Origin of the sequence: Archangium primigenium, assembly GCF_016904885.1 — a bacterium.
Lineage (GTDB): Bacteria > Myxococcota > Myxococcia > Myxococcales > Myxococcaceae > Cystobacter > Cystobacter primigenius.
Map to the genome: position 1 here is coordinate 7,102,103 of NZ_JADWYI010000001.1, position 21,968 is coordinate 7,124,070.

24 protein-coding genes, 1 tRNA gene and 1 pseudogene are annotated in these 21,968 nt (G+C 71.0%); 22 read left to right on the forward strand and 4 right to left on the reverse strand.

Annotated elements, in window-relative coordinates; all coding sequences use genetic code 11:
* The first annotated feature begins 13 nt into the window (after nucleotides 1-13).
* The 15 genes from I3V78_RS29090 (at nucleotide 14) to I3V78_RS29160 (ending at nucleotide 12,778) form a co-directional block, all read left to right on the forward strand.
* The gene (locus I3V78_RS29090; protein WP_204492324.1) at nucleotides 14-847 is read left to right on the forward strand and encodes a metallophosphoesterase family protein; all 834 of its coding nucleotides are present in this window, start codon (nucleotides 14-16) and stop codon (nucleotides 845-847) included.
* 108 nt (nucleotides 848-955) lie between these two features.
* Nucleotides 956-1,324: a response regulator gene (locus I3V78_RS29095; RefSeq protein WP_204492326.1), complete on the forward strand. Its 369-nt coding sequence runs from the start codon at nucleotides 956-958 to the stop codon at nucleotides 1,322-1,324.
* Between the two features lie 210 nt (nucleotides 1,325-1,534).
* Nucleotides 1,535-1,608 (forward strand) — tRNA-Arg (locus I3V78_RS29100).
* 324 nt (nucleotides 1,609-1,932) lie between these two features.
* Nucleotides 1,933-2,127, forward strand: coding sequence for a hypothetical protein (locus I3V78_RS29105; protein ID WP_204492329.1), 195 nt, complete (start codon nucleotides 1,933-1,935; stop codon nucleotides 2,125-2,127).
* Nucleotides 2,124-2,834 carry a hypothetical protein gene (locus I3V78_RS29110; RefSeq protein ID WP_204492331.1) on the forward strand — a complete coding sequence of 237 codons (711 nt, stop codon included), beginning with the start codon at nucleotides 2,124-2,126 and terminating at the stop codon, nucleotides 2,832-2,834. The genes I3V78_RS29105 and I3V78_RS29110 overlap by 4 nt, the downstream gene beginning before the upstream one ends.
* The gene (locus I3V78_RS29115; protein ID WP_204492334.1) at nucleotides 2,827-3,231 is read left to right on the forward strand and encodes a hypothetical protein; all 405 of its coding nucleotides are present in this window, start codon (nucleotides 2,827-2,829) and stop codon (nucleotides 3,229-3,231) included. Before I3V78_RS29110 ends, I3V78_RS29115 begins: the two co-directional genes overlap by 8 nt.
* Nucleotides 3,228-5,246, forward strand: coding sequence for a DUF6884 domain-containing protein (locus I3V78_RS29120; RefSeq protein WP_204492336.1), 2,019 nt, complete (start codon nucleotides 3,228-3,230; stop codon nucleotides 5,244-5,246). Before I3V78_RS29115 ends, I3V78_RS29120 begins: the two co-directional genes overlap by 4 nt.
* Complete coding sequence (locus tag I3V78_RS29125; protein ID WP_204492338.1) at nucleotides 5,243-6,214, forward strand: hypothetical protein; 972 nt, start codon at nucleotides 5,243-5,245, stop codon at nucleotides 6,212-6,214. The genes I3V78_RS29120 and I3V78_RS29125 overlap by 4 nt, the downstream gene beginning before the upstream one ends.
* The gene (locus I3V78_RS29130) at nucleotides 6,211-7,452 is read left to right on the forward strand and encodes a DnaA N-terminal domain-containing protein (protein WP_204492341.1); all 1,242 of its coding nucleotides are present in this window, start codon (nucleotides 6,211-6,213) and stop codon (nucleotides 7,450-7,452) included. The genes I3V78_RS29125 and I3V78_RS29130 overlap by 4 nt, the downstream gene beginning before the upstream one ends.
* 160 nt (nucleotides 7,453-7,612) lie before the next feature.
* A complete protein-coding gene (locus tag I3V78_RS29135) occupies nucleotides 7,613-7,990 on the forward strand; it encodes a VRR-NUC domain-containing protein (protein ID WP_204492343.1) in 378 nt (125 codons plus the stop codon).
* Nucleotides 7,987-8,430 carry a hypothetical protein gene (locus I3V78_RS29140; protein WP_204492345.1) on the forward strand — a complete coding sequence of 148 codons (444 nt, stop codon included), beginning with the start codon at nucleotides 7,987-7,989 and terminating at the stop codon, nucleotides 8,428-8,430. The genes I3V78_RS29135 and I3V78_RS29140 overlap by 4 nt, the downstream gene beginning before the upstream one ends.
* Nucleotides 8,431-9,454: 1,024 nt before the next feature.
* Nucleotides 9,455-9,658, forward strand: coding sequence for a hypothetical protein (locus tag I3V78_RS29145; RefSeq protein WP_204492347.1), 204 nt, complete (start codon nucleotides 9,455-9,457; stop codon nucleotides 9,656-9,658).
* A 7-nt stretch (nucleotides 9,659-9,665) separates the two neighbouring features.
* Nucleotides 9,666-10,127: a DnaJ-like cysteine-rich domain-containing protein gene (locus I3V78_RS29150; protein WP_204492349.1), complete on the forward strand. Its 462-nt coding sequence runs from the start codon at nucleotides 9,666-9,668 to the stop codon at nucleotides 10,125-10,127.
* Between the two features lie 66 nt (nucleotides 10,128-10,193).
* On the forward strand, nucleotides 10,194-11,972 hold the full coding sequence (locus tag I3V78_RS29155; protein ID WP_204492351.1) for an amidohydrolase: 1,779 nt from the start codon (nucleotides 10,194-10,196) through the stop codon (nucleotides 11,970-11,972).
* Nucleotides 11,973-12,097: 125 nt separating this feature from the next.
* Entirely contained in the window at nucleotides 12,098-12,778 is a 681-nt protein-coding gene (locus I3V78_RS29160; RefSeq protein ID WP_204492354.1) for a hypothetical protein, read from the forward strand.
* A gap of 78 nt (nucleotides 12,779-12,856) precedes the next feature.
* On the opposite strand, the gene I3V78_RS29165 is transcribed toward I3V78_RS29160, so the two are convergent.
* From I3V78_RS29165 to I3V78_RS29175, 3 genes are all read right to left on the reverse strand, one after another.
* On the reverse strand, nucleotides 12,857-13,417 hold the full coding sequence (locus tag I3V78_RS29165) for a hypothetical protein (RefSeq protein WP_239576716.1): 561 nt from the start codon (nucleotides 13,415-13,417) through the stop codon (nucleotides 12,857-12,859).
* Nucleotides 13,418-13,484: 67 nt separating this feature from the next.
* Nucleotides 13,485-13,697, reverse strand: coding sequence for a hypothetical protein (locus I3V78_RS29170; protein ID WP_204492359.1), 213 nt, complete (start codon nucleotides 13,695-13,697; stop codon nucleotides 13,485-13,487).
* Between the two features lie 46 nt (nucleotides 13,698-13,743).
* Nucleotides 13,744-14,055, reverse strand: a complete 312-nt coding sequence (locus tag I3V78_RS29175; RefSeq protein WP_239576718.1) for a hypothetical protein — start codon at nucleotides 14,053-14,055, stop codon at nucleotides 13,744-13,746.
* Between the two features lie 35 nt (nucleotides 14,056-14,090).
* On the opposite strand from I3V78_RS29175, the gene I3V78_RS29180 reads away from it, so the two are divergent.
* The 7 genes from I3V78_RS29180 to I3V78_RS29210 all read left to right on the forward strand — a co-directional run bounded on the left by I3V78_RS29180 (nucleotide 14,091) and on the right by I3V78_RS29210 (nucleotide 21,331).
* A complete protein-coding gene (locus I3V78_RS29180) occupies nucleotides 14,091-14,669 on the forward strand; it encodes a sce7726 family protein (RefSeq protein ID WP_204492361.1) in 579 nt (192 codons plus the stop codon).
* Nucleotides 14,670-14,972: 303 nt separating this feature from the next.
* Nucleotides 14,973-15,953: a hypothetical protein gene (locus tag I3V78_RS29185; RefSeq protein WP_204492363.1), complete on the forward strand. Its 981-nt coding sequence runs from the start codon at nucleotides 14,973-14,975 to the stop codon at nucleotides 15,951-15,953.
* A gap of 44 nt (nucleotides 15,954-15,997) precedes the next feature.
* A complete protein-coding gene (locus tag I3V78_RS29190) occupies nucleotides 15,998-16,633 on the forward strand; it encodes a hypothetical protein (RefSeq protein ID WP_204492365.1) in 636 nt (211 codons plus the stop codon).
* A 2-nt stretch (nucleotides 16,634-16,635) separates the two neighbouring features.
* Nucleotides 16,636-18,171 (forward strand): terminase large subunit domain-containing protein, encoded by a 1,536-nt coding sequence (locus tag I3V78_RS29195; protein ID WP_204492367.1) that lies wholly within the window; start codon nucleotides 16,636-16,638, stop codon nucleotides 18,169-18,171.
* Between the two features lie 21 nt (nucleotides 18,172-18,192).
* On the forward strand, nucleotides 18,193-19,557 hold the full coding sequence (locus I3V78_RS29200; protein WP_204492370.1) for a phage portal protein: 1,365 nt from the start codon (nucleotides 18,193-18,195) through the stop codon (nucleotides 19,555-19,557).
* A gap of 20 nt (nucleotides 19,558-19,577) precedes the next feature.
* Entirely contained in the window at nucleotides 19,578-20,396 is an 819-nt protein-coding gene (locus I3V78_RS29205) for an HK97 family phage prohead protease (protein ID WP_204492372.1), read from the forward strand.
* Between the two features lie 65 nt (nucleotides 20,397-20,461).
* Complete coding sequence (locus I3V78_RS29210; RefSeq protein ID WP_204492374.1) at nucleotides 20,462-21,331, forward strand: phage major capsid protein; 870 nt, start codon at nucleotides 20,462-20,464, stop codon at nucleotides 21,329-21,331.
* Here I3V78_RS29210 and I3V78_RS29215 read toward each other — a convergent pair.
* Nucleotides 21,297-21,893: pseudogene (locus tag I3V78_RS29215) on the reverse strand (IS630 family transposase); the annotation flags it as partial. The gene I3V78_RS29210 and the pseudogene I3V78_RS29215 overlap by 35 nt on opposite strands.
* Nucleotides 21,894-21,968 lie beyond the last annotated feature (75 nt).

Consider the following 21,968-nt stretch of genomic DNA (forward strand, 5'->3'; position numbering starts at 1 on the left):
GTACTTCCCTCCCATGCACCTGCGAACCCTGGCGCACCTGTCGGATCTGCACCTGGACCTGTCCCCCAGCAGCGACGCCACCGCCCAGGCGCTGGTGGAGAGCCTGCTCACCGGCCGCGTGGACCATGTGGTGGTGACGGGAGACCTGACCCACCAGGGCGGCCGACGCGAATACCAGCGCTTCCGCGAGCTCTTCGCGCCCCTGCTCGACGCGGGACGGCTCACCTTCGTCCCCGGCAACCACGACCGCACGGGCGAGGACGCGGGCCGCGCATGGATGAACGGCCAGAAGGTCCGGGTGGAGGCGCATGAAGGGCTGTACCTGGTGTGCGTGGACTCCACGGGACCGCACAACCGCGACTACTTCGCCTGCCATGGGGTGCTGACCCCCGGCGTGCTGGACGCCGTGGACAGCGCCCTGAGCGCCGCGCCCCTGGGCGCGCTGACGGCCGTGCTGCTGCACCACCACGTCCTGCCCCTGCCCGAGGAGAGCTTCCCGGAGCGTCTGGCGACGCGCCTGGGCTGGCCCCACGCCGCGGAGCTCGCCCTGGGCGCGGAGCTCGTCCAGCGCATCCAGGGCCGGTGCGATCTCATCCTCCACGGCCACCGGCACGTGCCGCGCGAGATCGACCTGGGGCGGCCCCGGGGCCGCGCCCTGCGCATCTACAATTCGGGCAGCTCCGTCGAGCTGGGCCGCTTCCGCGTCTTCTCCCATGCCGGGGGTCGGCTCATGGGCGAGCCCCTCTGGCGCCAGGCCCGCGTGCAGCCCCGGCCCCACAGCGCCGGGGCCAATGTCCTGCCCGCGTTGCAGTACCTCGCCGCGCAGCTGTCGGGCGCCCTGCTCTAGAAGCGACTGCTTGCTCCCCTGCTGTCCGGCCCCACGAGCGGGCACGGGAGAATGCCCCGCGGTGTCCGCGGGGTTTTCCCACTGGCACTGGGAGGACATTTGGAACCGATGGTTTCCGCCGGGGACGCACGCAAGGTACTGGTCGTCGATGACGACGCGGATTGGCGCGAGTTCCTCCGGCTGTGCCTGGAGGAGCTGGGCTACGAGGCCATCGAGGCGGCCAATGGCCAGGAGGCCCTCGATTCGCTGGCGCGACAGCGCTACGGCGTGATGCTCCTGGACCTGAACATGCCGGGAATGAATGGCCTCGAGGTCTTGGAGCGGATGCCGCGCGGGGATCCTCCCCGCGTGGTCCTGCTGACGGGCGCGGCGGTGCAGGACGTGGGCGGGGCCCTCCGCTCGGGACCGCACTACTACCTGCCCAAGGGCGCGAGCCGGGACCAGTTGTCGCTGCTGCTCCAGTCCCTGGACACCTGAGTCGCCCCCGAGCGGGTCGCGAGTCGCCCCCGAGCGGGTCGCATGACCCACGGACCGTTCCGAGGGCCCGAGCCCGGACATGTATCTCCGGGTGGACAGTTGGCCCGCCGCGCGCCGAGTCGTCGCCGCTCCGCGCGCCCGTGCCCGAATGCGTGCTTGCGTCGGTCGAGGAAGTCGGCTACTTACCCGCCCACGTCGGAGGAGTGGTTCGCGCGATTAGCTCAGCTGGATAGAGCGTTGGCCTCCGAAGCCAAAGGCCGCTGGTTCGACTCCAGCATCGCGCACACAGTCAACCCGGCGGAATCTCTCGGGAAATCACGAGGGATTCCGCCGGGGATGACATTCCGGCACTCCCCCATCAGTCAGTTGCAAGTCCGCGTCGTGCGACCGCTCCAGGCCTGACGAGGGCTGCGGGTTGCTCCACCACCCCGCCTGCGCCCGCCCGGGCGTACTGGTACGGCGGTCCGGCGGGTCTGAACGTCGGCGGTGACGTCCTCCCGCCGTCTGTCACTGGCGCACCGCCCCTGCTCGACCCCGACTCCGGCCAGGTCGGGCTGCTCCCCGGCGGCCCGCGGCAGGACAGGGTCTACGTCACCGACCGGTACGAGATGGCGGAGGTGGTCGCCGCCCTGCACCCGGACAAGGGCTGCGTCTACCGCGTCCTGCCCGAAGCGCCCCTGGAGGACGCCGACAACCCGGGCGTCTTCTGGCTCTGCACGCGGGCGCGGGTTGTGTCCGTGCACCCGCTCGATGACGCCACCGAACTGCGCATCCTCAAGGGGCTCGCGGGGGAGGCGTCATGAGCTGCCCCCTGCCGAAGAAGCCGGTGGTGGACGTGCGCACGTACACCGTCTACCCGGACGCGCACCTCCATGGAGCCCACGGGCTGGAGCTCAAGCAGCTCCGCGCGGACGCCGAGCGCCTGGGGGACCAAGTGGACGCCACGGCCCGCGAGCTCGCGGACGCGCGCGAGGCCCTGCGGGAGGCCGAGCAGAAGCTGGTGCGGGTGGAGCAGGAGCGGGACACCGCCCGGGCGCAGCTGGACGCCATCCGCAAGGAGTTCCTCCTGCGCGACATGCCCGCGGAGGACGGGCCCGACGCCCTGTCCTCCTTGAGGGAGTTGCTCTCGGCGTACCGCCGCCAGTTGCTCAACCTCCAGCAGGTGGGCGTGGAGCGGGACACCGCCCGGGCGGACAGCGCGCTGCTGCTCGCGCGCGTCCAGCGCGAGCGGGGCATGCTGGAGCTGCTCTTCCACTGCGGCCGCGCGGGCCACTCGGGCACGCGCTTGAAGGACGCCCTGGAGACGGTGGCGCGCTTCCTGGCCTCGGCGCCGGAGGTGTCCACGTCCAGCGGTGCCGAGCTGCTCGCCGCCGTGCGCCAGGTGATGGAGGTGGTGGACCGGCCCACCACGCCCGAGTTGCAGGACGGACAGTTGAGCGAGCTGCACGGCGCCGTCGAGGGCCTTCGTGGCGCGCTGGCTCCGCGCGAGCAGGAGGTGGCCCGTGGCTAAGGCCGCCCCGAAGAAGCAGCCAGGGCCCGAGCGGGTCCCTTCCCTTCATGAATTCCAGCAGGAGGCACGCGCCAACATCGCCGAGCGCACGCCCAAGGACTTGAGCGTCGAGGAGGTGCAGTCCATTCGCGCCTTCAAGGCATCGGGCTCCACCGCCGTTGGGATTGCCCAGCAATTCCGCATCGACCGGCGACAGGTGTCGGCGATCGTCAAGTTCCGCGTCCGCGCGGATGTGCCTCGTCCGTTCGAGACGAGCGAGCAGCGCTCCTGGCGAGAGTCAAAGCACCGGGAGAACGAGCACGACGCGAAGAAGCGGCTGGAAGCGCTCTCCGCCAAGAAGGCCGGCTCGAAGAGGAAGACGAAGCCCGGGGATGACACGTCGGAAGGTGCGTCATGAGCACCCTCCGGCGCATCGCGCTCGTGGGGTGCGGCAAGGCCAAGGCATCCCAGGCCACCAAGGCGCGCCAGCTCTACACGGGCCCGCTCTTCCGCGCCTCCCTGGCCGCCGCCGAAGCCGAGTTCGGCGGTGACGTCTGGATCCTCAGTGCCAAGCACGGCCTCGTGGACCTGGACGAGGTGCTCGAGCCCTACGAGGCCACCCTGGACGGTGCCTCGCCGAAGTGCAGCTCCAACTGGGGGCTCGACGTCATCCGCAACCTCCGGGACGACGAGCACAACACCCCGGCCCACCTCACCGTGTACGCGGGTCAGGCGTACGCGCAGGCGCTCCGGCACCACCTCCCCGAGGGGTGGGTGCTCGACGAGCCCCTGGCGGGCCTCGGCCAGGGCGAGCGCCTCGGCTGGCTCAAGCAGCGCCTCGCGCGGCTCACCGCCCCCACCACCCACTCCACCTCCTCCTTTCCGGCGGGCCCCCAGGGCGCCGCCACCGAGCCCTCCATGTCCACGGCCACCCCGCGTCTCACCGCCGAGCAGCGCCAGCAGCACTTCACGAAGGCCCTGGAGGCCGAGCGCGAGCTCGCGGATGTCCCTCTGCTGCGCGAGCGCTTCCTCCAGGCCCTCGCGCAGCAGGAAGAGCGCCTGCGCCTGTTGCTCACCCGCTCCATGGCCGCGGCCACCACGGGGGAGAATCCCGACGCGCCCCAGCAGCAGAGCCTGGCGCTGGAGGCGAGCGCGCCCAAGAAGCGCGGTCGCCCGCGGAAGGCCCCCGCCGCCCCGGTGGTCCAGGAGCAGCAGCCGGCCGCCGCGCCGAAGAAGCGGGGCCGCCCGCGCAAGGCGCCCGTCACCCCGGCGGAGACGGGAGAGAAGCGCCTGCCCCCGGCGGAATCCGCGCGCACGGTGAAGGTGGAGGCGCCTCCCGTGGAGCCCCCGGCGCCCGTGGCTGTCATGGAGGAGGACGCGGTGCCCGCCCCGGCGGTGCCGTGCTGCACCTGCGGCGACTCGCTGGCGGACCACCCGAAGAAGCGCTGCACGGCCAGGCGCGAGGGCAAGCCCTGCCGGTGCAAGGCCTTCCAGCTCCACCGCGTGTGGGACTGGGAATTGTGCTGGGGAGAGCACTGCGGTGTCCGCGTCTTCTGGCTCTTCCACGCAAAGGACCCCTACAACGTTCGCCACGGTCCTCTCCGCGCGCAGAGCGGCACCCTCCTGCGCCACCACCTGCAGATGGATGTGGTGGTGGAGGCGCGCAAGACGGGTGTCTGGCCCGCGGACGATGAGCACGGCGTGCCGCAGCGCGTGCTGGAGACGGTGGCGCGCGTGCTCGCCGATCATCCCCATCAGGCGCCGAGCGCGGCGTCCACAGCCACGTCCGCGCCGAGCTCCGGCGCCCCGTTGCCCGCGCAGGCCGAGGTGGCGACCGCGACTGCCCCCGAGCGCACGGACCTGGGAGCGTGGCGGGTGGAGCTGCCCGAGCGCACTGGGAACGTGCGTGTCATCCGCCTCTGGCTGGTGAATGACACCACGGGCGAGCGCGTGTCGGCGATGTGGTGGAGCACCACGGGCGACCTCGAGCCCGGACACCGAATCTCCGGCCGTGCGGAGGGCGCGGAGTTGAGCGAGGAGCTCCGGTTGAGGGCATGGTGGGCAGAGCACCAGCCGTCCGTGGTGGAGCCGCTCGTCCAGTCCTGCCGGGCCGGCCAGGTCCCCGGGCTGTGCCTGTACCTCTCGGAGTACCCGGAAGAAGGCCCCAGCCGCTACGCCCTGTCCGAGGGATGGCAACTGGAGGCCAAGGTGGACGACAGCAAGGAGCGGCCGTGGTTCCGCTTCACCCTGCCCACCGAGCGCACGGAGATGCGCGAGACAACGGGCTACTTCCACCTGCAGGACGGGAAATTCGTGGTGGCAACGCCGGCCAAGGTGGACCCGGACGCCCACCTGTACCCCGAGCTCACGTACCGGATTGCCCAGGCCGAGGCGCTCATCCACTGCGGCTTCGTCGACGAGGCGAAGCCATGAGCTGCGCGCGGCTCCCTCAAGAAGACGGCGCGGTGGCCGTGGTGTGCCAGCGGCCACGCAAGAAGCGCCCGCCGAAGCCGCTCCGGCCCGCGCCTCCCCGCGTGGACGTGCGCCGGTTGGTGGTGGTGAGTGTCCCCGCCCCCTGGCACGTGCTGCTCGCGCTGGGGCTGTGTCCGGCGCTCTGCCTGCCCCAGAGCGAGCGCTACCTCTGGGCGGAGTACGTGGCGCTCCACGTCACCGACGCCCCGGAGGACGCCCGGGCCTTCGCGCTCGCGCGGCAGGCGGGTGTGGATGTGCCCGAGCACCCCCTGCGCGCGGTGCGCCAGGCCGTCGTCTCCGTGGTGCGCGTGGCGCGGCCGTGCTTCCCCTCCGCGGGACAGGGCGGGGCCATGACGCCGTGGTTCCACGGCGCCGCCCTGCTGCGGGTGGAGGACGCCCTCGTCCTCCACCCCATTCCCTGGGCCCAGGCGAGCGCCCCCTGCTGGGAGCCCGGAGCGGAGCTGCGCCACGAGGTGGGGCGTGCCTTCAAGGTGGCCCGGACGGCGCGCGCGCACCTCGAGGCCGAAGCCCGGCAAGAGGCGCTGCACGAGGAGCGCGCGGGGCACATGGCGGCGGAATTGGACGAGCTGCTTGGCGCGCGTCTGGCTGCGGAGGCGCGCGAGCACCCTCCAGCCCCTCGAAAGGTGCTGGGCCCTGTCGTGGTGACGCGCGTCGAGCCCGCCTCCGGGACATTCTGGGTGGCACCCGCTCCGCCGACCGAGCCCGATCCGCTGGCCGAGCTGCAGCGCCGCTACCAGGAGAGCCAGCAGCGTCTCTTCAAGCTCGCGGAGAAGTACAAGCGCTACCCGCGCAGCCCCGAGGCCATGTGCCCGGTGACGGGCCTCAAGGGCTACCTCTGCCCGGACTGCCAGGACTACTTCACCTGGTGCCCGGGCGTCGTCCCTCACGAATGCGCGAGGCCCACATGAGCTGCGTCGCCGACTCCACCATGGGCGACGCCCTCTCCCGGCTCCGCGCGAGCCTGGAGGCCGAGCGCCTGCGCGCGGAGCGGGCCGAGGGGAAGGTGGAGGGCTTCCGGGAGGCCTTCGCCCTGCTGGCGGGCCGCTTCGCCGCGCCCGCCGCCGAGCCCCTCCCGGAGACTGCACCTAGTCCGGCGCCCACCTCCGCCCCCGTGCTGCGCCTCGCCCAGGCCCCGAGCGAGCGTGACGGGGCGCGTGACGCCCAGCGTGACGGCGTCACGCTGGGCGTGACGGGCAGCGTGACGGGCCCCACCCCGGAGCAGCGCCGGAAGGCACAAAACCGAGAGAGAGCAAGGGCTTACCGGCTTCGCCAGGCCAGCGTGACGGCCAGCGTGACGGGCCCCACCCCGGAGCAACACCGGAAGGCACAAAACCGAGAGAGAGCAAGGGCTTACCGGCTTCGCCAGGCCAGCGTGACGGCCAGCGTGACGCAGGAGGAGGAGGAAGAAGTAATAACTACTCCTCCTCCTTCCTCGTCACGCGTGACGGCGAGCGTGACGGACGAGAAGCCCGTCCGGGGCACGCTCGCGCTCGTCGCCACCGCGGCGCGCGAGTCCCGCGAGGCGAAGCCACCCCCCAAGCTGCCGCCCGAGGTGCAGGCCCTGCGCGAGGCCTGGGACAGCCTGTGCGGCACGAAGAGCTTCATCCCCTGGCCCGCGCGCACCTCGGCGCGCCTGCTGGAGGACGCCCAGGCCGCCCTGGCGCGGCGGCCGCTCGAGGAGTGGCGCCGCGTCTTCGCCCTCGTGCCCCGCTCGCCGGTGTGCCGCGGAGAGCTGTCCAGCGGCCGCCGCGCGAGCCTGCTGTGGCTGCTCGCTGGCAAGACGCGGGACAACTACGAGCCCGCCGAGAAGCTCCTCGCGGGGGACTGGTCGGTGGACCCCGAGGACGCGGGAGCACCACCCGCCGTCGAGGCGCCCCCACCGGCCGCGGGCTCCGACACCCCGGCGGGCCAGGCCTGGAGCGAGGTGCTCGCCGCCCTACGTGCGGAGGGGAAGCACTACGCGCTGCAGTGGCTGGAGCAGCTGCGCGCCCGGAGCGTGGACGAGGGCCACCTGGTGCTGGAGGCCCGGGACAGCTTCGCGCGTGGGTGGATGGCCGAGCACTACGGCGAGCTGCTCGCTCGCTGCGTGGGGGTGCTGGGCCTCGCGGGCGTGCGGTACGTGCTGCCGGGGGAGGTGGGGCCATGACGCCGGGCCAGCAGTGCCTCTTTCTCCTCGCCCACGTGCTCTTCGGCTTCGCCACGCTCGGCGCGCCGCGGAAGCTGGGTGCCACGGCCGCTGCCGGGGGCGTGCTCGCCAGCCTCGTGGGCCTCGCGCGGGCCGTGGGTACTGCCCGCCGGAGGGCGCCATGAGGTGGGCCGCCCAACGCGACAAGGCCGAGCCCGCCGTGGTGCAGGCCCTGCAACTCGCCGGGTGGACGGTGGAGAAGGTGTCCGCCCCGGGCTTCCCCGACTTGCTGTGCGTGCGCCGCGGGCAAGTGGTGCTGCTCGAGGTGAAGTCCGAGCGCGGCCGCATGCAGCGCGCCCAGGTGGAGTTGCACGCCCGCGTGCGCGCGGCCGGCCTCGTCGTGGCGGTGGTGACGACGCCCGAGGAGGCCCTCGCTGCGGTGCGCGGGGAAGTCCGCCGCTCCGCCCTCACCGAGCGCGCCGAGAAGCCCCGCGGCGCGGCTCGCTCGCTGTTGTCCCGTGCCGTCCCCAACACCTACCCGAAGGGAGAGAAGCCATGAGCTGCAACAGGCCCCCACGTCCTACGCAGGCGAAGTGCGCCGACTGTCCCACCCTGGTGTCGGTGAAGAAGGTCGGCAAGGTGCCCAAGCGCTGCCCCAAGTGCGAGAGGACGTACTGGAAGGCCTACCGGCGCGAGGCCAACAAGCAGAAGCGCGAATGGAAGAAGCAGCACGGAGACGTGCCCATGCGACAAAAGCACACGGGCCCCTTCGCCCTGGGCCCGGAGCGGCCGGAGCTTGGGATGACGTCGAAAGAGTTCTCCGCATGGAAGGCGCGACGCGCGGTGGAGTTGTACGTGCGCGAGCCTGACCTGAACATGGAGTTGATTGCCGAGCGAGTGGGTCTCAGTGACAGCGAGGTGCAGCGTCTCGTGACGGAGGCCGATATTGAGCGGCACTCCCGAGTGCAGCAGTTCCTCCCGTTTGGGTTGCCGGCCTGATCAACGCGCCGCGCCACCGACATCGTGGCGCGGCTGTTCCATCAGGGGAACGGCACGCAGCAGTGTGCCGTTCCTCGTTAAATCAGGCCGCTCGAGGTAGATGCAGCAGAGCAGGCGGCGGCGTGCCATAGGTCAGTCGCCAAGTGATTTCTGCTTGGAGAATGAGTGGCATCTTCCGAAAATTGGGATTCCGCCGGTATTGAGCGAGAGCATTTTCGAACGACCCAGCGACCCAGTTTCCCGTTCGGTCAGCAGAGATAGGGCCGTGGATCAAGGGAATGCCTAGCTTTACGTAGCACTGCTTCCAGGGTCGTTCGACTCGGACGAATCCGTCGCGTTCCATGGACGCGACAAACACTAGGGCATCGCACCGACGACCACTAAGGTGTGAGGGTGTAGTCGTGCAGAATCCGCAGCGAACGCAGAGAGTAAACGGGCGGCTCATTCGTTCGCCCCCCTTCGCTTCTCGTACCGTACACGGTACAGATCAGTCTCCCTTGCGCAGCACAAGAAACTGGTGCACCATGCGCGGTACAGATTCGTGATGTCGACCCTTCCTGGTCGCATCTTGGATGTGGCAGTCATGTGCAGTCCTTTCGTCGATTCGAGCGACGGAACCAGGAGACTTCGGCGCGCTAACGCCGAAGTCTCCGTGTTTGCGCGTGGCACCATTCACGCGAACTCACAACCTCGCCTGAGAACCAGAATTCGTCAACGTGCTCCGCCAATATTACGCGTGTGGGCGGATGTGGCTCGCTGTGTTTCATGGGTAACCGAGGTTTGATCGCCTTGCGTTCCGCCCTGGCGTGCGCGACCTGAACGACAAATTAGCGCAATCTCGCTGTTCTGTCTGAGTACCCCCGCAGAATTGCTTAGGGCACTTGCGCCGCCAGCGTCTGCTTGCCTCAGTCCATAGGTAGACAACCCTCCTGAGTCGCGACGGCACTCCTCTCGGAGACACCCGCGTCTGAGGAGACAAGAGCACGTTCCAGGCCACGAGCGCCCGCGCCGCTTCTCCCTGGGCATGACCACCTTCTTCACGAAGCGCCAGCGCGCGCTCGCGGGACTGCCGGCCGAGGACGAGCCCTCCACCTCCGTGCCCAGCCTGCCCCCGCGGTGCTGTGACCAGGCCACGTCCGATCGCTGCGGCTGCGAAGTCGTCCGGTGGAAGTGCCCCGCCCACGGGGCCACCGGCCCGGACTGCAACCCGCGCTTCACCCACGACTAGCGCGCCCATGCCCTGCCCATGCCCACCTCCCCTGCCCCCGCTGCGCGAGCTGCTACAGGCTCTCGGCCACCTCGCCCCGCCCGAGGCCGAGCACCACATGGAGACGCTCGAATCCCTGGAGGAGCGCCAGGCCAATACCCGGGCCCGCCTCGCCCACGAGGAGGCCAGCCTCGCCCGCGTGGTGCCGGACGGGACGCGCTCCGCCAGCGAGGCGTGGTGCCTGTACGCCTCCGCCGTCTCCGCCGCGCGCCGCGCCTCACGCCAGCTCGCCGTGGACGAGGCGGTGCTGCGCGAGAGCCTGGAGGACGCGCTCTTCTGGGCCCGCCAGCGCCAGGCCCAGGGTGTCGTCCACTGCGCGGCCTGCCGGGGCACGGGGGAAGACTCCCGCCCCGCGCCGGGCAGCGCCCTGGAGGGAGCCGCCTGCCCCGCGTGCGAGGGCCGGGGCCGCGTGCGCCTGCACGGCCGGTGAGGGGCACCCCTTCTGCCTCCTGGGCCCGGCAAGCACTCCCGCGAGCCGCCGCCCAGGAGCCTCACCATGACGAAGCGCTTCGCCTTCTCCGCCGTCCTGCCCTTCCTCCTGCTGTCCCAGGCCTGCACCCCCGAGCCCCAGCCCCCGGCGCCCGCGGTGGCGCCCAAGCTCATCCTCCACCACGCCCGGGTGTTCACCGCCACGGGCGGCGCGGACGCCGAGGCGGTGGCCGTGGGCGCGGACGGGAAGTACGCGGCCGTTGGCACCAACGCCGAGGTGCTGGCGCTCGCGGGCCCGGACACCCAGGTGGTGGACATGAGCGCCACCTGCCCCACCCCGGGCGTGGCCTGCAAGGTGCTGCTCCCCACCTGGGACGACGCGCACACGCACATGGTGGGCTTCAACCCCAGCGACGGCATCCTCAACGATCCCGCCGCCTTCCTCCCGGGTGACGGGCCCACGCTGGAGCAGGTGCAGGCCCTCTTCCGCCAGGCGCTCGCCGCCCAGAAGCCGGACGGCTCCGGCCCGCTCCTCCCGAAGGGCAGTCGCCTCGTGGCCTACGTGGGCACCTCCTTCCTCACGGACGCGGCGGCCACCCGGGACGCGCTCGACTCCGTGTGCGGCGAGGACTACCTGTGCCTCGCCCGCGGCTGGTCCGGCCATGGCACCGTGGCGGCCAGCCCGACGCTCACGCACTGCGGCCTCTCCGACACCCAGCCGGACATCCCCGGCGGCTACTACGAGCGGGACGCCTCGGGCCGCATCACCGGCAAGCTGCATGAGGCGGCCGAAATCCGCTTCCTGCGCTGCTGGATTGGCGAGGCCTCGGACGAGCAACTCGCGGGCCTCATGAAGGCCTACGCCACCACGGCGGTGAAGTACGGCGTGGGCCGGGTGCAGGACATGAGCCTGGGCATGGAGCACGCCCGGGCCGTGCGCGTCACCCAGCTGGCGCAGCTGCCGCTCCGCGCGCGTGTCATGTGCCTGCCGGGCAGCGAGGGCGAGGCGTGCACCCCCTTCGACAGCCCCACGGTGCAGGCCTCGGGCACCAAACGCTTCGCGGACGGCACGCCCTTCGAGCGCGCCGGGTGCACCAGCCGCCCCTACCAGGACGCGCCCTGGACGAGCGGCCACTGCAACTGGACGGACGCGGAGCTCGAGTCCTTCTTCCGCCAGCAGCTCGCCCAGCCCGCGGGCCCCGAGTCCCAGGTGTTGGTGCACGCCATGGGGGACAAGGCACTCACCCAGGTGCTCGACGCCATGGAGGCCACGGGTGGAGCGGCCGCCTGGAAGGGCCGCCGGCTGCGGGTGGAGCACGGCACCATGCTCTACAGTGCCAACGACGTCGCCCGGGCCAGCGCCCTGGGCGTGTACGTGAGCCAGCAGGGCAACCACCTGGCCTTCGTCGACCCGGTGGATGGCGTGCCCTCCTACGCCAAGCGCTTCGAGGGCGACATCTTCGTGCAGATGGATCCGATCCGCTCGCTGGCCACGGCGGGCCTCCACCTGAACTTCGGCACGGACGGCGTGGGCTTCCCCATCTCCAGCTACCTGGACCTGGCGCTCACCACCACCCACCCCATGCGCCCGGGCGAGGCCCTGCCCATGCGTGAGGCCCTGGTGGCCTACACCCGGGGCTCGGCCGAGTCCGCCTTCGACGAGGACAAGCGCGGCTCCATCCAGGTGGGCCTGGACGCGGACTTCCAGGTGCCCACGGTGGACGTGCTCCAGGAGGGCCTGCCCTTCACGGCGGTGGCGAGTGCCATGGCCCACGCCACCTTCATCGCGGGCAAGCCCGTGTGGGACGACGGCAGCCTGACGCCCGAAGGTGGTTGGCGGCAGTAGCGCCCCGGCAGTGAGAGCAACGGGCCCGGCCTCCACCTCGGAGTCCGGGCCCGTCGTGTTTCCAAGCACCCCTTCTGCCTCCTGGGTCCGGCCGAGCCCCTCGCGCCGCCCAGGAGACACACCCCATGAAGCTGTCCACCTGGCTCAAGCGGTTTCCCCTCATCGCCGTCCTCTCCCTCTCCACCCTTCTGCCGCCCCAGGTGGCCCGCGCGATGGACTTCTCGGGCCCTCTGCGGACGGCCCCGCTCGAGGAAGCCATCCCCCGGCTGCGGACGCCCACGAAGTTGAAGCGCGACACCGTCCTGACGATCTCCAAGCTCATGTCCCACCCGGCCATGCAGAAGGCGAAGGCCAAGGCCAGCGAGGCGTCTGTGCAGTGCTACCTCATCCACCTCTGGCTGGCGGCCTACAAGGTGTACAAGGACGCCGCGAACACGCCCCTGTCGACGCTGTCCGTCGCGGGAGTGGCCTCGGACATCGAGGATCTGAATCGCATGTCCGAGCACTGGTGTGACGACAAGGGCGGTGGACCCGGAGCGCACGCGTTGCTCGCCAACCAGCGCGCTGCCGGCCTCAAGCTGACCCTCCCAGCCTTGGAGGCCCCGGGCGTTGCTCGGGACACCACGTCGCCGGCCGCGCGCATGTACCAGGCCTTCATGGCCGCGGGGGTGCTCATCGAGCAGGCGGTGTCCGTCGCGGGCTCCAAGCTCGTGGTGGAGGGCGTGCCGTCCGGCGCGTTCATCCTCGTCAACCCCACCTACCTGTACGACCCGACGAAGCAGGCGGATCCGCGCCAGGGCCTGTAGCCCGCCAGCGCCAGACGCGAAAGGGCCCGGTCTCCGAGATGGAGGCCGGGCCCTTCGTGTTTCAGCAACTGGTGCGGCTCAGCGGATGGAGGCGGCCACCGCGCGCTGGGCCGTCACCTTCGCCGCGGAGGAGAGCTTCTTCCCCCAGGAGAAGAGGCCCGAGGCGCCGGCGGCGGTGAGCAGGGCGCCGAGCACCAGGGAGAAGGTGAGCGGCGTGCCCGTCTTGAGCGCGCCCACCAGGGACATGGAGACAGCGGTGGCCATGGAGAGCGCCACGCCCGCCACGTCCGAGGAGAGCCACGGCACGCGCGAGGCGAGGAAGCGGCGCACCACCCACACCGCGCCCAACACCAGGGCGCACGCGAGCAGGCCCCAGTTGCGCGAGGTGAGCGACTGCACCAGCAGCTTCACCACCTCCCCCACCCCCACCTCGTCCATGGGCACGGGCGCCTCGGCCTGGTCCTGCACGGCCGGGGTGGCGCGGGGGGTGGACTTCACGGCGGCCGGGCGCGCGGGGTGCGCGTCCAGCACCTGGGAGAAGTGCGTGCCCAGCGCCAGGTCATCGGCGGGCGGCGCGTCGGCGAGCGCGGGCGAGGAGAGGGAGAGCAGCGAGAGGACGGCGAGGGACGGCAGGGACATGCAACGCATGGGTGCTCCAGGGAAAGTAGGCGGCCGAGCTGGCCCGCCCGGGTGAAAGGGCTCGGGCTCAGGTGCGCGGCGGCCACCACCAGGTCCGCTCGGGCTGGGGCGCCTTGAGGTCCTGCTGGAGGTTGCCGTCCGCGACGAGATGGTCCGTGGGCTTGAGGACGTGCAGATCCACCCGACCGTCCTCGTACGCCGTGGTGATGACGGCGGGACGGGCCTTGCCGTCGACGTTAGTGAGGACGATGCGGCCGGGGCTGGGCTTCTGCTGATTCATGGTGTTGCTCCTCGGTGAGGGGCGGACGACGCCCGGGTGAAAGGCATCAGGGGACGGCGTGGGCCGAGCGGGACGGCGCGGGCCCGTCGGACAGGCGCTCGACGGCCTTCGCGAGCCGGGTCAACTCCTCCTTCACGCCGTCCAGCCGCGCCTCAATGCGCGCGGCCTGGGTGTCGGCCTTGGACTGGGCGGAGGACACGCGCGCCAGCTCCGACTCAGCGGTGGTGACGCGGCGCTCGAGGTGGCGCACGTCCGAGCCCAGCGTGCCCCACTGCCCGGCGATGCCGGCCAGCGTGACGGCGAGGGTCACGGCCAGCGGCAGCCACGGGGAAGGCTTCGACTCAGGGGACGTGCTCATGCCCGCCGAGAAGGGGCGCGCCGCTTCTCCGGGCCATGCACGACGCCGACATCCGCCGGGCGCTTCTCGGGCGCCTTGCCGCTCTCCACGCAGGCGTGCCGGACGTCGTCGTGCGTGAGGAGTTGGGCCTGGAGCAGGGGCAGTGCTTCGTGGACGTGGCGGTGCTCGCTCACGCGCTCCACGGCTATGAGCTCAAGAGCGAGCGCGACACGTTGCGCCGGCTGCCCCGACAGGTGGAGGTGTACGGGGCCGTGCTCGACAAGGCCACGCTCGTGGTGAGCGCCACCCACCTGGCTGCCGCCCTTCCCCTCCTTCCCTCCTGGTGGGGCGTCGAAGTGGCCACCACGCAGCAGGGTGGCGACGTGCGCCTGGAGACCGTGCGCGAGCCCGGGGCCAACCCCCAGCAGCAGCCGCGCTCCGTGGCCCGGTTGCTCTGGCGCGAAGAGGCCCAGGCGATCCTGGAGGCGCTGGGGGCGGCGAGAGGGGTGCGCGGCAGGTCGCGCGAGGTGCTCTTCGCCCGTCTCCTCGAAGTTCTGTCGCCGCCCGCGCTCACCGCGGCTGTCTGCCGCTCGTTGAGGGCGAGGACCTCGTGGGGGCCCGAGCGGGCGCCGTGAGACGCGCGAGGCTGTAAAAAGCACACCCCCACCCTCAAAAAACCGGCCGCCCGGCTCGGATTTGGATTGCTCGGCGCGGTGCAATCTCGCGCTCGCGGCTACCCCACGGCACCCCACCGGACTCTCCGGCCGAAACTGTCCGACGACCCCCCGAAAAATCGGGGTGAAGGGCCCTACCCCGGCCTCTAAACGCCCGGAATCACATCCGGGGTGCCCGCCGGAGGGGGTGCGGAAAGGAGCAAAACGGCGCGCGCCACGCCCCTTCTGAGGGGTGTCACCTCGTCACCCACGATGGAGCGCCCCATGTCGAAGCAGTCGAAGCCCGCCGCCCTCACCTCTCCCACCACCCCGGCCTACGTGCCCCCGCCCGAGCTCGTGGCCGCCGCCGAGGCGTCCCTCGGAGGCGCCTCGGAGCACGAGCGTTCCGACTCCGCCCGGGCGTACATGGCCTACGGCCGCGCCACCGCGCACCGCTCGGCCGTCACCGGCAACGAGCTGCCCGGCTTCACCCTCTGCCCCACCCTCGTCCGGGCTGGCTGGCTCGAAGTGGTGCGCGAACTGCGCCCGGACGCCGAGGTGGAGCGGGCGCGGGCGGGGTTGGTGGCGGTGGCGAATTCGATGAACCAGGAGATCGCCGAGGCCCAGCAGAAGCTCGACGACCTCAATCAGGAGATCGCCACGCTCTCCCAGCAGAGGGACGACATGCGGGGCGTGGTGGTGAGGGGCATCAACGTCCGTGAGGGCAAGCCCCTCTTCGACGAGGTGGTGGTGAGTCTCGCGATCGCCACGGGCTCCGAGGCGATGGCCGACCAGCACGGCATCGTGGTCGTGGGGCACCGCGAGGAGGCGGACGGCCTGCCCCACACGTACCTCCTGCAGGACCTGTCGCTCCAGGCCCCGGACCCGTCCGCCTGGGCGAAGGTGGCCGTGGATGCCGTGCACCGCTGGGCGCACTGTGCTCCACCCCAGAAGGCGTACGTCCTCGCGGAGGAGAACACCGGGGGCGCCATGGTGGCGAACATCATCCACGCCGTGGATCCCTCGGTGACGGTGAAGACGGCGCGCATCCTCGCCACGTCGGAACTCGCCTCCTCGGTGGACGACAGCGAGGAGTGCCACATCGATCCCTTCCTCATGGGCATCAGCCAGATCTCCGCGGCGGCGAAGGACTTGGCCAAGGCCCAGCAGGACGGCCAGGGCGAGGTGGCCGCGCTCGTCACGACCACGGCCAAGGCGCTGCACGAGCGCGTGAAGGCGCTCGCCCTGCCCGCCTCCGAGCGCTGATGCGCGCACCGGGGAGGAGGCGGTAGCACCCCTTCTCTCCGGGCATGGCCCGGCCCAAGGGACTTCCGCCAGCGTTTGGAGGCGAGCCCTCGGACGGGCCTGGGGAGGACGCGCCCGAGCTGCCGGATCCACTGGCGGGCTACCATCCCCGGCCTGGCGCGCGCGGCCCGCGCACCTCCCTCACCCGGGCGATGATCCCCATCATCGCCCGGGTGCTCGCGCGCACCGGGGTGCAGCGCATCGCCGCGGCGAAGGCGGGCACCACCGAGGCCTGCCTGGGCAAGTGGCTGAGCCGGGGCCGGGACGCCGTGGAGCGCCGCAAGACGAGCCTCTACACCGAGCTGCTCTTCGCGTGCGAGGAGGCGTGGGCGCACCGCTACAGCCACCTCATCGAACTGGGCGAGCGCACGGTGGTGGACCGGCACGCCAACCCGAGATTCATCACCTGGCTCATGGGCGTCACCGCGCCCAAGCAATTCACCGTGCCGCGCGAGCCCGCCGCCCAGGCCCAGGGCCACGCGCTCGGCCCCGCCTTCGAGCTCGTGTCTCCCGAGGCCGCCGCCAAGGCAATCCACGAGAAGCTCCTGCGCTTCCTCGAGGAGGACGACAAGAGCCAGGTGCCCCCACCCACCGAGGAGCCCGCGCCGAGCCCTGACGGGGCCGCGCCGGGGGCCGGGTAGTGGTGGCCTCGGCCGCCGTCCAGGAGGCGGGCGACAACCTCCTGGCCGGGCTCACCATCATCCGCCCGGAGACGCACGGCCGCTATTCGCTCTCCGAGCTCGCCGTGCGCAAGTTCCGCGCGCAGCTCGGCCGCGCGGGGCGGCTCGCGGCGAGCCCCTCCATCACCGAGCACCTGCGGGCCACGCAGGCCGAGGTGCTCGCCTGGCACTACGACCCCACGCTCTGGCGCCGCCCGGTGCAGACGCCGCCCGCGGGCGTCTGGCGCACTTGGTTCCTCCTGGGCGGGCGCGGCGCCGGCAAGACGTACGCCGGCAGCGTGGCCGTCCTCGAGGAGGCGATGGCGGACCCCGAGGCCCGCATCCTCATCGTCGGCCCCACCGACTCGGAGATTCGCAAGACGCAGTTGGAGGGGCCCAGCGGCATCCTCTCGCTCGCGCCGCCCTGGTTCCGCCCGGTGCACCGGCGCAGCAAGCGCACGCTCGACTTCCCCAACGGAGCCAAGGCCTTCTACGTCCCCGCGCAGAACCCGGACAAGTTGCGCGGGTACAACGTCTCGCTCGTCTGGGCGGACGAGGTGGTGGCCTGGAAGAAGTCCCCGCTGGAGGTGTACGCGGAATGCCGGCGCGTGGCGCGAATCCAGACGCCGCGCATGCGCGCGCTCGGCCTGCCCGCGCGCCTCATCATCACCACCACGCCCCAGCCCACCCAGCTCTTCCGGGAGATTCTGGCGGACCGGGACGGCCTGGTGCTCGCGCGCAGCAGCACCTTCGACAACGCGGCCAACCTGGACGGCAAGTACCTCGCCTACGCGCGCCGGGTGCAGCACACCACCGAGGGCCGCCGGGAGTTCCTCGGCGAGCTCTTCTTCGCGCTCGACGCCTGCCTCTACCGCAAGGTGGACTGGAATGCCTCGCGCGTGCCCTCGGTGGAGGCCATTGCTCCGCGGGAGGGCAAGGCGCTCTTCGACAAGGTGGTGGTGAGCGTCGACCCCGCCACCGGCGAGAAGAAGGGCAGCGACTTGCACGGCGTGGTGGTGGAGGGCATCCGCGAGGAGGCGGACGGCCTGCTGCACTCCTACGTCCTGCAGGACTTGTCCCTCCAGGCCCCGGAGGCCTCGGCCTGGGCGAAGGTGGCCGTGGAGGCCGTGCACCGCTGGAAGCACCTGGCGCCGCCGCGGAAGACTTTCATCTTCGCGGAGACGAACACCGGCGGCTCCATGGTCAAGCAGACCATCCGCACGGTGGACGCCAAGGTGCGGGTGAAGGGCCAGCGCGCCATGCAGTCCAAGGCCGAGCGCGCGGCGCCCGTCACGGCAATGGCCGAGGTGGGGCTCATCCACATGGTGGGCAAGCACCACAAGCTCGAGGAGCAGCTGGGCAAGTTCACCGGCCAGGACGGCGGCCACGGGCGGGATGACCGGGCGGACGCCTTCGCGTGGCCGGTGTTCCTCTACGTGTGCCCGAAGCGGCAGAACGCCGGCGTCGCCGGGCGCCCGGCCCAGGCGGAGGAGGACACGGACGCCGAGGACGACGAGTAGCCGCACCCCTTCTCCCCGGGCATGGCCTCCCTCCGCTCGCGCTTCAAGGCCGCCCTCACGGGCCTGCTCCTCGGCCCCTCCGCGGGGCGCCCCCTCGTGCACACCCTGCCTCTCCTGCCCTTCTCCCCGCGGAGCGGCTCGCGCCAGGTGCTCGCCGCCTACCGGGAGAACGCGTGGCTGCAGGCGGTGGTGGACACGGTGGCCGAGGCCACGGCCACGCCCCGCTGGCGGGTGCTCCTCCCCGTCACCAGCAAGGGCAAGGGCCTCGCCCGCTCCCTCAAGGCCGTGGGCGCGCTCGAGCGGACGCGGGACGGACGCCTCTCCCGGCACAAGGCGCTCGCCCGGGGCGTGGAGCGGGGGGACCTGGTGGAACTCCACCAGCACGAGCTGCTCAACTTCCTGGACAGCCCCCACCCCCTTTTCACCGGCCGCGACCTGCGCAAGCTGCAGCAGGTGCACCTGGACCTGGTGGGCGAGACGTTCCTGTACCTGCGCCGCACCCTGGACGACGAGCGGCGCGTCGCGGGCTACGAGGTGTTGCCCCCGCACTGCGTGCACCAGACGCCCACCGACACGGGCACCCACTACGTCGTCACCTACAACCGCGCCGCCACCAGCGTCCTGCCCTCGGAGATTGTGTGGCTCAAGCGGTTGGATCCGGAGAACCCCTATGGCCGGGGCGTCGGCCGAGGCCTCGCCATGGGGGACGAGCTCGACACGGCCGAGGCCCTGCAGGTGGCGCGCAAGGCCACCTTCCTCCGCGGAGGCCTGCCCGCCGCGGTGGTGGGCATTGACGAGGGGGGCGCCGGGGACGACAGGGCGGAGGAGATCGAGTCCGAGTACCAGGAGAAGTTCAACCGGCCCGAGGCCGCCGGGCGCGTCTGGTTCGTCAACGGCAAGGTGTCGCTCAGCCAGATTCAGCAGGACTTCCGCGCGCTGCAGATGGACGAGACGGAGAAGGGCCTGCGCGACTTCGTGCGGCAGTGCTTCAACGTGTCCCCCGAGCTGCTCGGCGACCTGACGAGCGCCAACCGCTCCACGAGCGAGGAGGCCAAGTACACGCTCGCGGAGTACGCCGTGCTTCCGCGCCTGGAGTTTCAGCGCAACCATTACCAGCTGCACGTGGTGCCGCGCATCGACCCCGACGCGCTGCTCGAGTACGAGGACCCGAGGCCGCAGAGCTGGGAGCGCACGCTGGCGGTGGTGACGTGCTCGCCCAACGAGGGCTTCACCTGGAACGAGGTGCGCGCCCTGGCGGGCTTCGCGCCGGACCCGTCGCTCAACGGCCGCCGCCCCCGTCCCCTGCCGGGCGCGATGCCGGTGCAGGACAAGCCCCAGGCGCCGAAGAATCCCCCGCCCCCGCGCGGGCCCGCCAAGGCGGCGTGAGCCGCCACTTCTCCTCCGGCATGACTCGCTCCGCCGCCGCTCGCCCCGCGCCCCCCGAGGACGCGTGCTTCAAGTCCCTCGGCCACCTCGTGAAGAAGAGCGAGGGCAGCAGCGGGACGCCTGTCTTCCGCATCAGCACCGCGGTGCTCGACCGACACAACGACCGCGTGCCGCCAGAAGCCGTCAAGACGGAGAACTTCGAGAAGAACCCCGTCCTCCTCTGGAACCACGACGACCGCGTCCCGGCGATCGGCACGTGCAAGGTCTACCGCGAGGGGGACGAGTGGTTCATGGAGCCCACCTTCGACGAGCTCGACGAGCTGTCGAAGACGGTGGCGGCCAAGGTGAAGGCCGGCACCCTGCGCACCTGCAGCATCCGCTTCCGCTTCAAGGAGTTCGAGTTCAACGCCGAGGGCGGGCTCGACTACGCGGAGGTGGAACTGCTGGAGGTGTCGATCGTCAACATCCCCGCCAACCCCGAGGCCTACCGCGTGAAAGCCAACCAGCAGCCGAAGCCCAAGCAGAAGAACGAAGCCGCTCCCGAGGAGACGCCCGTCGAGGAGACGAGCTCCAAGGGCCTCGCGCCCGAGGACTTGGAGGCGATTCGCGCCACCGTCACCGAGGCGATGGTGCCCGTCCTGGAGCAACTCGCCGCGCTCCAGTCCGCGCTCGCGGGCGACACCGCCCAGTCCGAGGACGGTGAGCCCGAGGAGCCGGTGGACGAGGAAGAGAAGAGCGAGGGGGACGACGAGGACGACGTGCAGCTCAGCGACGAGGACATGGAGGAGCTGAAGAACTTCCTCGCCCCCCCGACCCCGAAGGCGAAGCCGCGGAAGTAGCCACACCCCTTTTCAACGACAGACACCCCTGGCGCCTCCCCTGCGCCCCTCCCCTGGAGTACACCATGTCGAAAGTCCCCAAGGCCCTGCAGAAGCTCGTCGACGCGAGTGTGCAGAAAGCCGTCGCGGCCGACCGCGCCCTCCGCACCCAAACCGCCCCCGCCGACGTCTCCGGCAAGGGGGCGGCGGGCAAGATCGACATGCGCACGGCCATCGGCTTGCGGCTGAAGAGCCTGTACATGAACCACCCCCTCTTGGGCATCCAGGCGAGCGACAGCGAGAAGGCCTGGGTGAAGAAGTCCGCCAGCGCCTACGAGGGCGTGTACGGCCAGGGCGGCTCCCTCCTGCGTGAGGAGTACAGCTCGGAGATCATCGAGTTCCTCCGGCCCGCCACTGCGCTCCTGCGTGCGGGCGCCCGGACCCAGACGTACGTCGGACGACTCACGATCGGCCGCCTCAACGGTGGCGCCGTGGCCCAATTCGTGTCGGAGGCGCAGGCGCCCACGGTGAGCGAGGTGAAGACGAGCGCCGTCGTGCTCGGCTCTCATAAGCTCATGGGGCTCTACGAGCCGAGCAATGACTTGCTCCGCAATCCGGACATCGACAGCGCAGGCATCCTCTCGGACGATCTGTTCGCCGCCATGGGGGTTGCCTCGGACCAGGCGGGCCTGCTTGGCGACGGCACGGGCCCCAACCCCCTGGGGCTCCTGCACCAGGTGAAGACGGCCAACAAGGTGGATGGCGTGGCCATCACCAACGCCAACCGCAACAACGTCATCCGCTTCCTCGACAGCTTCGAGCACCGCGTGAAGTCCAGCAACCTGTCGTTGGAGGGCAACAAGCCCTTCTGGACGTTCTCCAGCGGCGTGGAGATGGCGCTCAAGGGACTGACAGCGGAGATCACGTGGCTTGAGGCTGAAAGCCACAGGCTTTGAACCATTGGGCCGCATCCGAGGCAGAAATGAGCAGCATGGCGTCCTCGACCGCCTGACGAAGTGCTGTGACGGTGCGCGCTTCTGCCGTCCGGAGCAATCCCTTGAGCTTGGACCATGCGAATTCAATGGGGTTGAGGTCGGGTGAATACGGAGGCAGGTAGAGCACCTGGCCTCCATGCTGCTCAATGAGGGCGATGGCTTCCTTTCGAAAGTGCGCCCCCGCTCTGTCCAACAAGACGATGTCTCCAGGCCGCAGCATCGTCAGGAGATAATGGCTGACGAAATGGAGGAAGACATCCCCAGTCGTGGCTCCCTCATTCATCATGACGGTTTCCAGCCCATCGAGACTGAGCGCGCCAATCATGCTCAGCACGGTGCCTCGATTGCGAGGGACAGCTTGCGCCACGCGTTGTCCCGTCGGGGCCCAGGCTCGTTCGCGCATCATGTCGATGGTGCAGCCCGCCTCGTCGATGCTCAACACCTTGGGAGTCGGAAGCTCGGGTTGTCGTTGGTGAAAGGCCTCTCGTTGGGCTTGGACGTCGGGTCGTTCGCGTTCGGTCGGGTAGCGGACTTTTTTTGAGCGTGTAGCCCAATCGCGTCAGCGTCCGGCCGATGGTTGCCACGCTCACTCGCACGC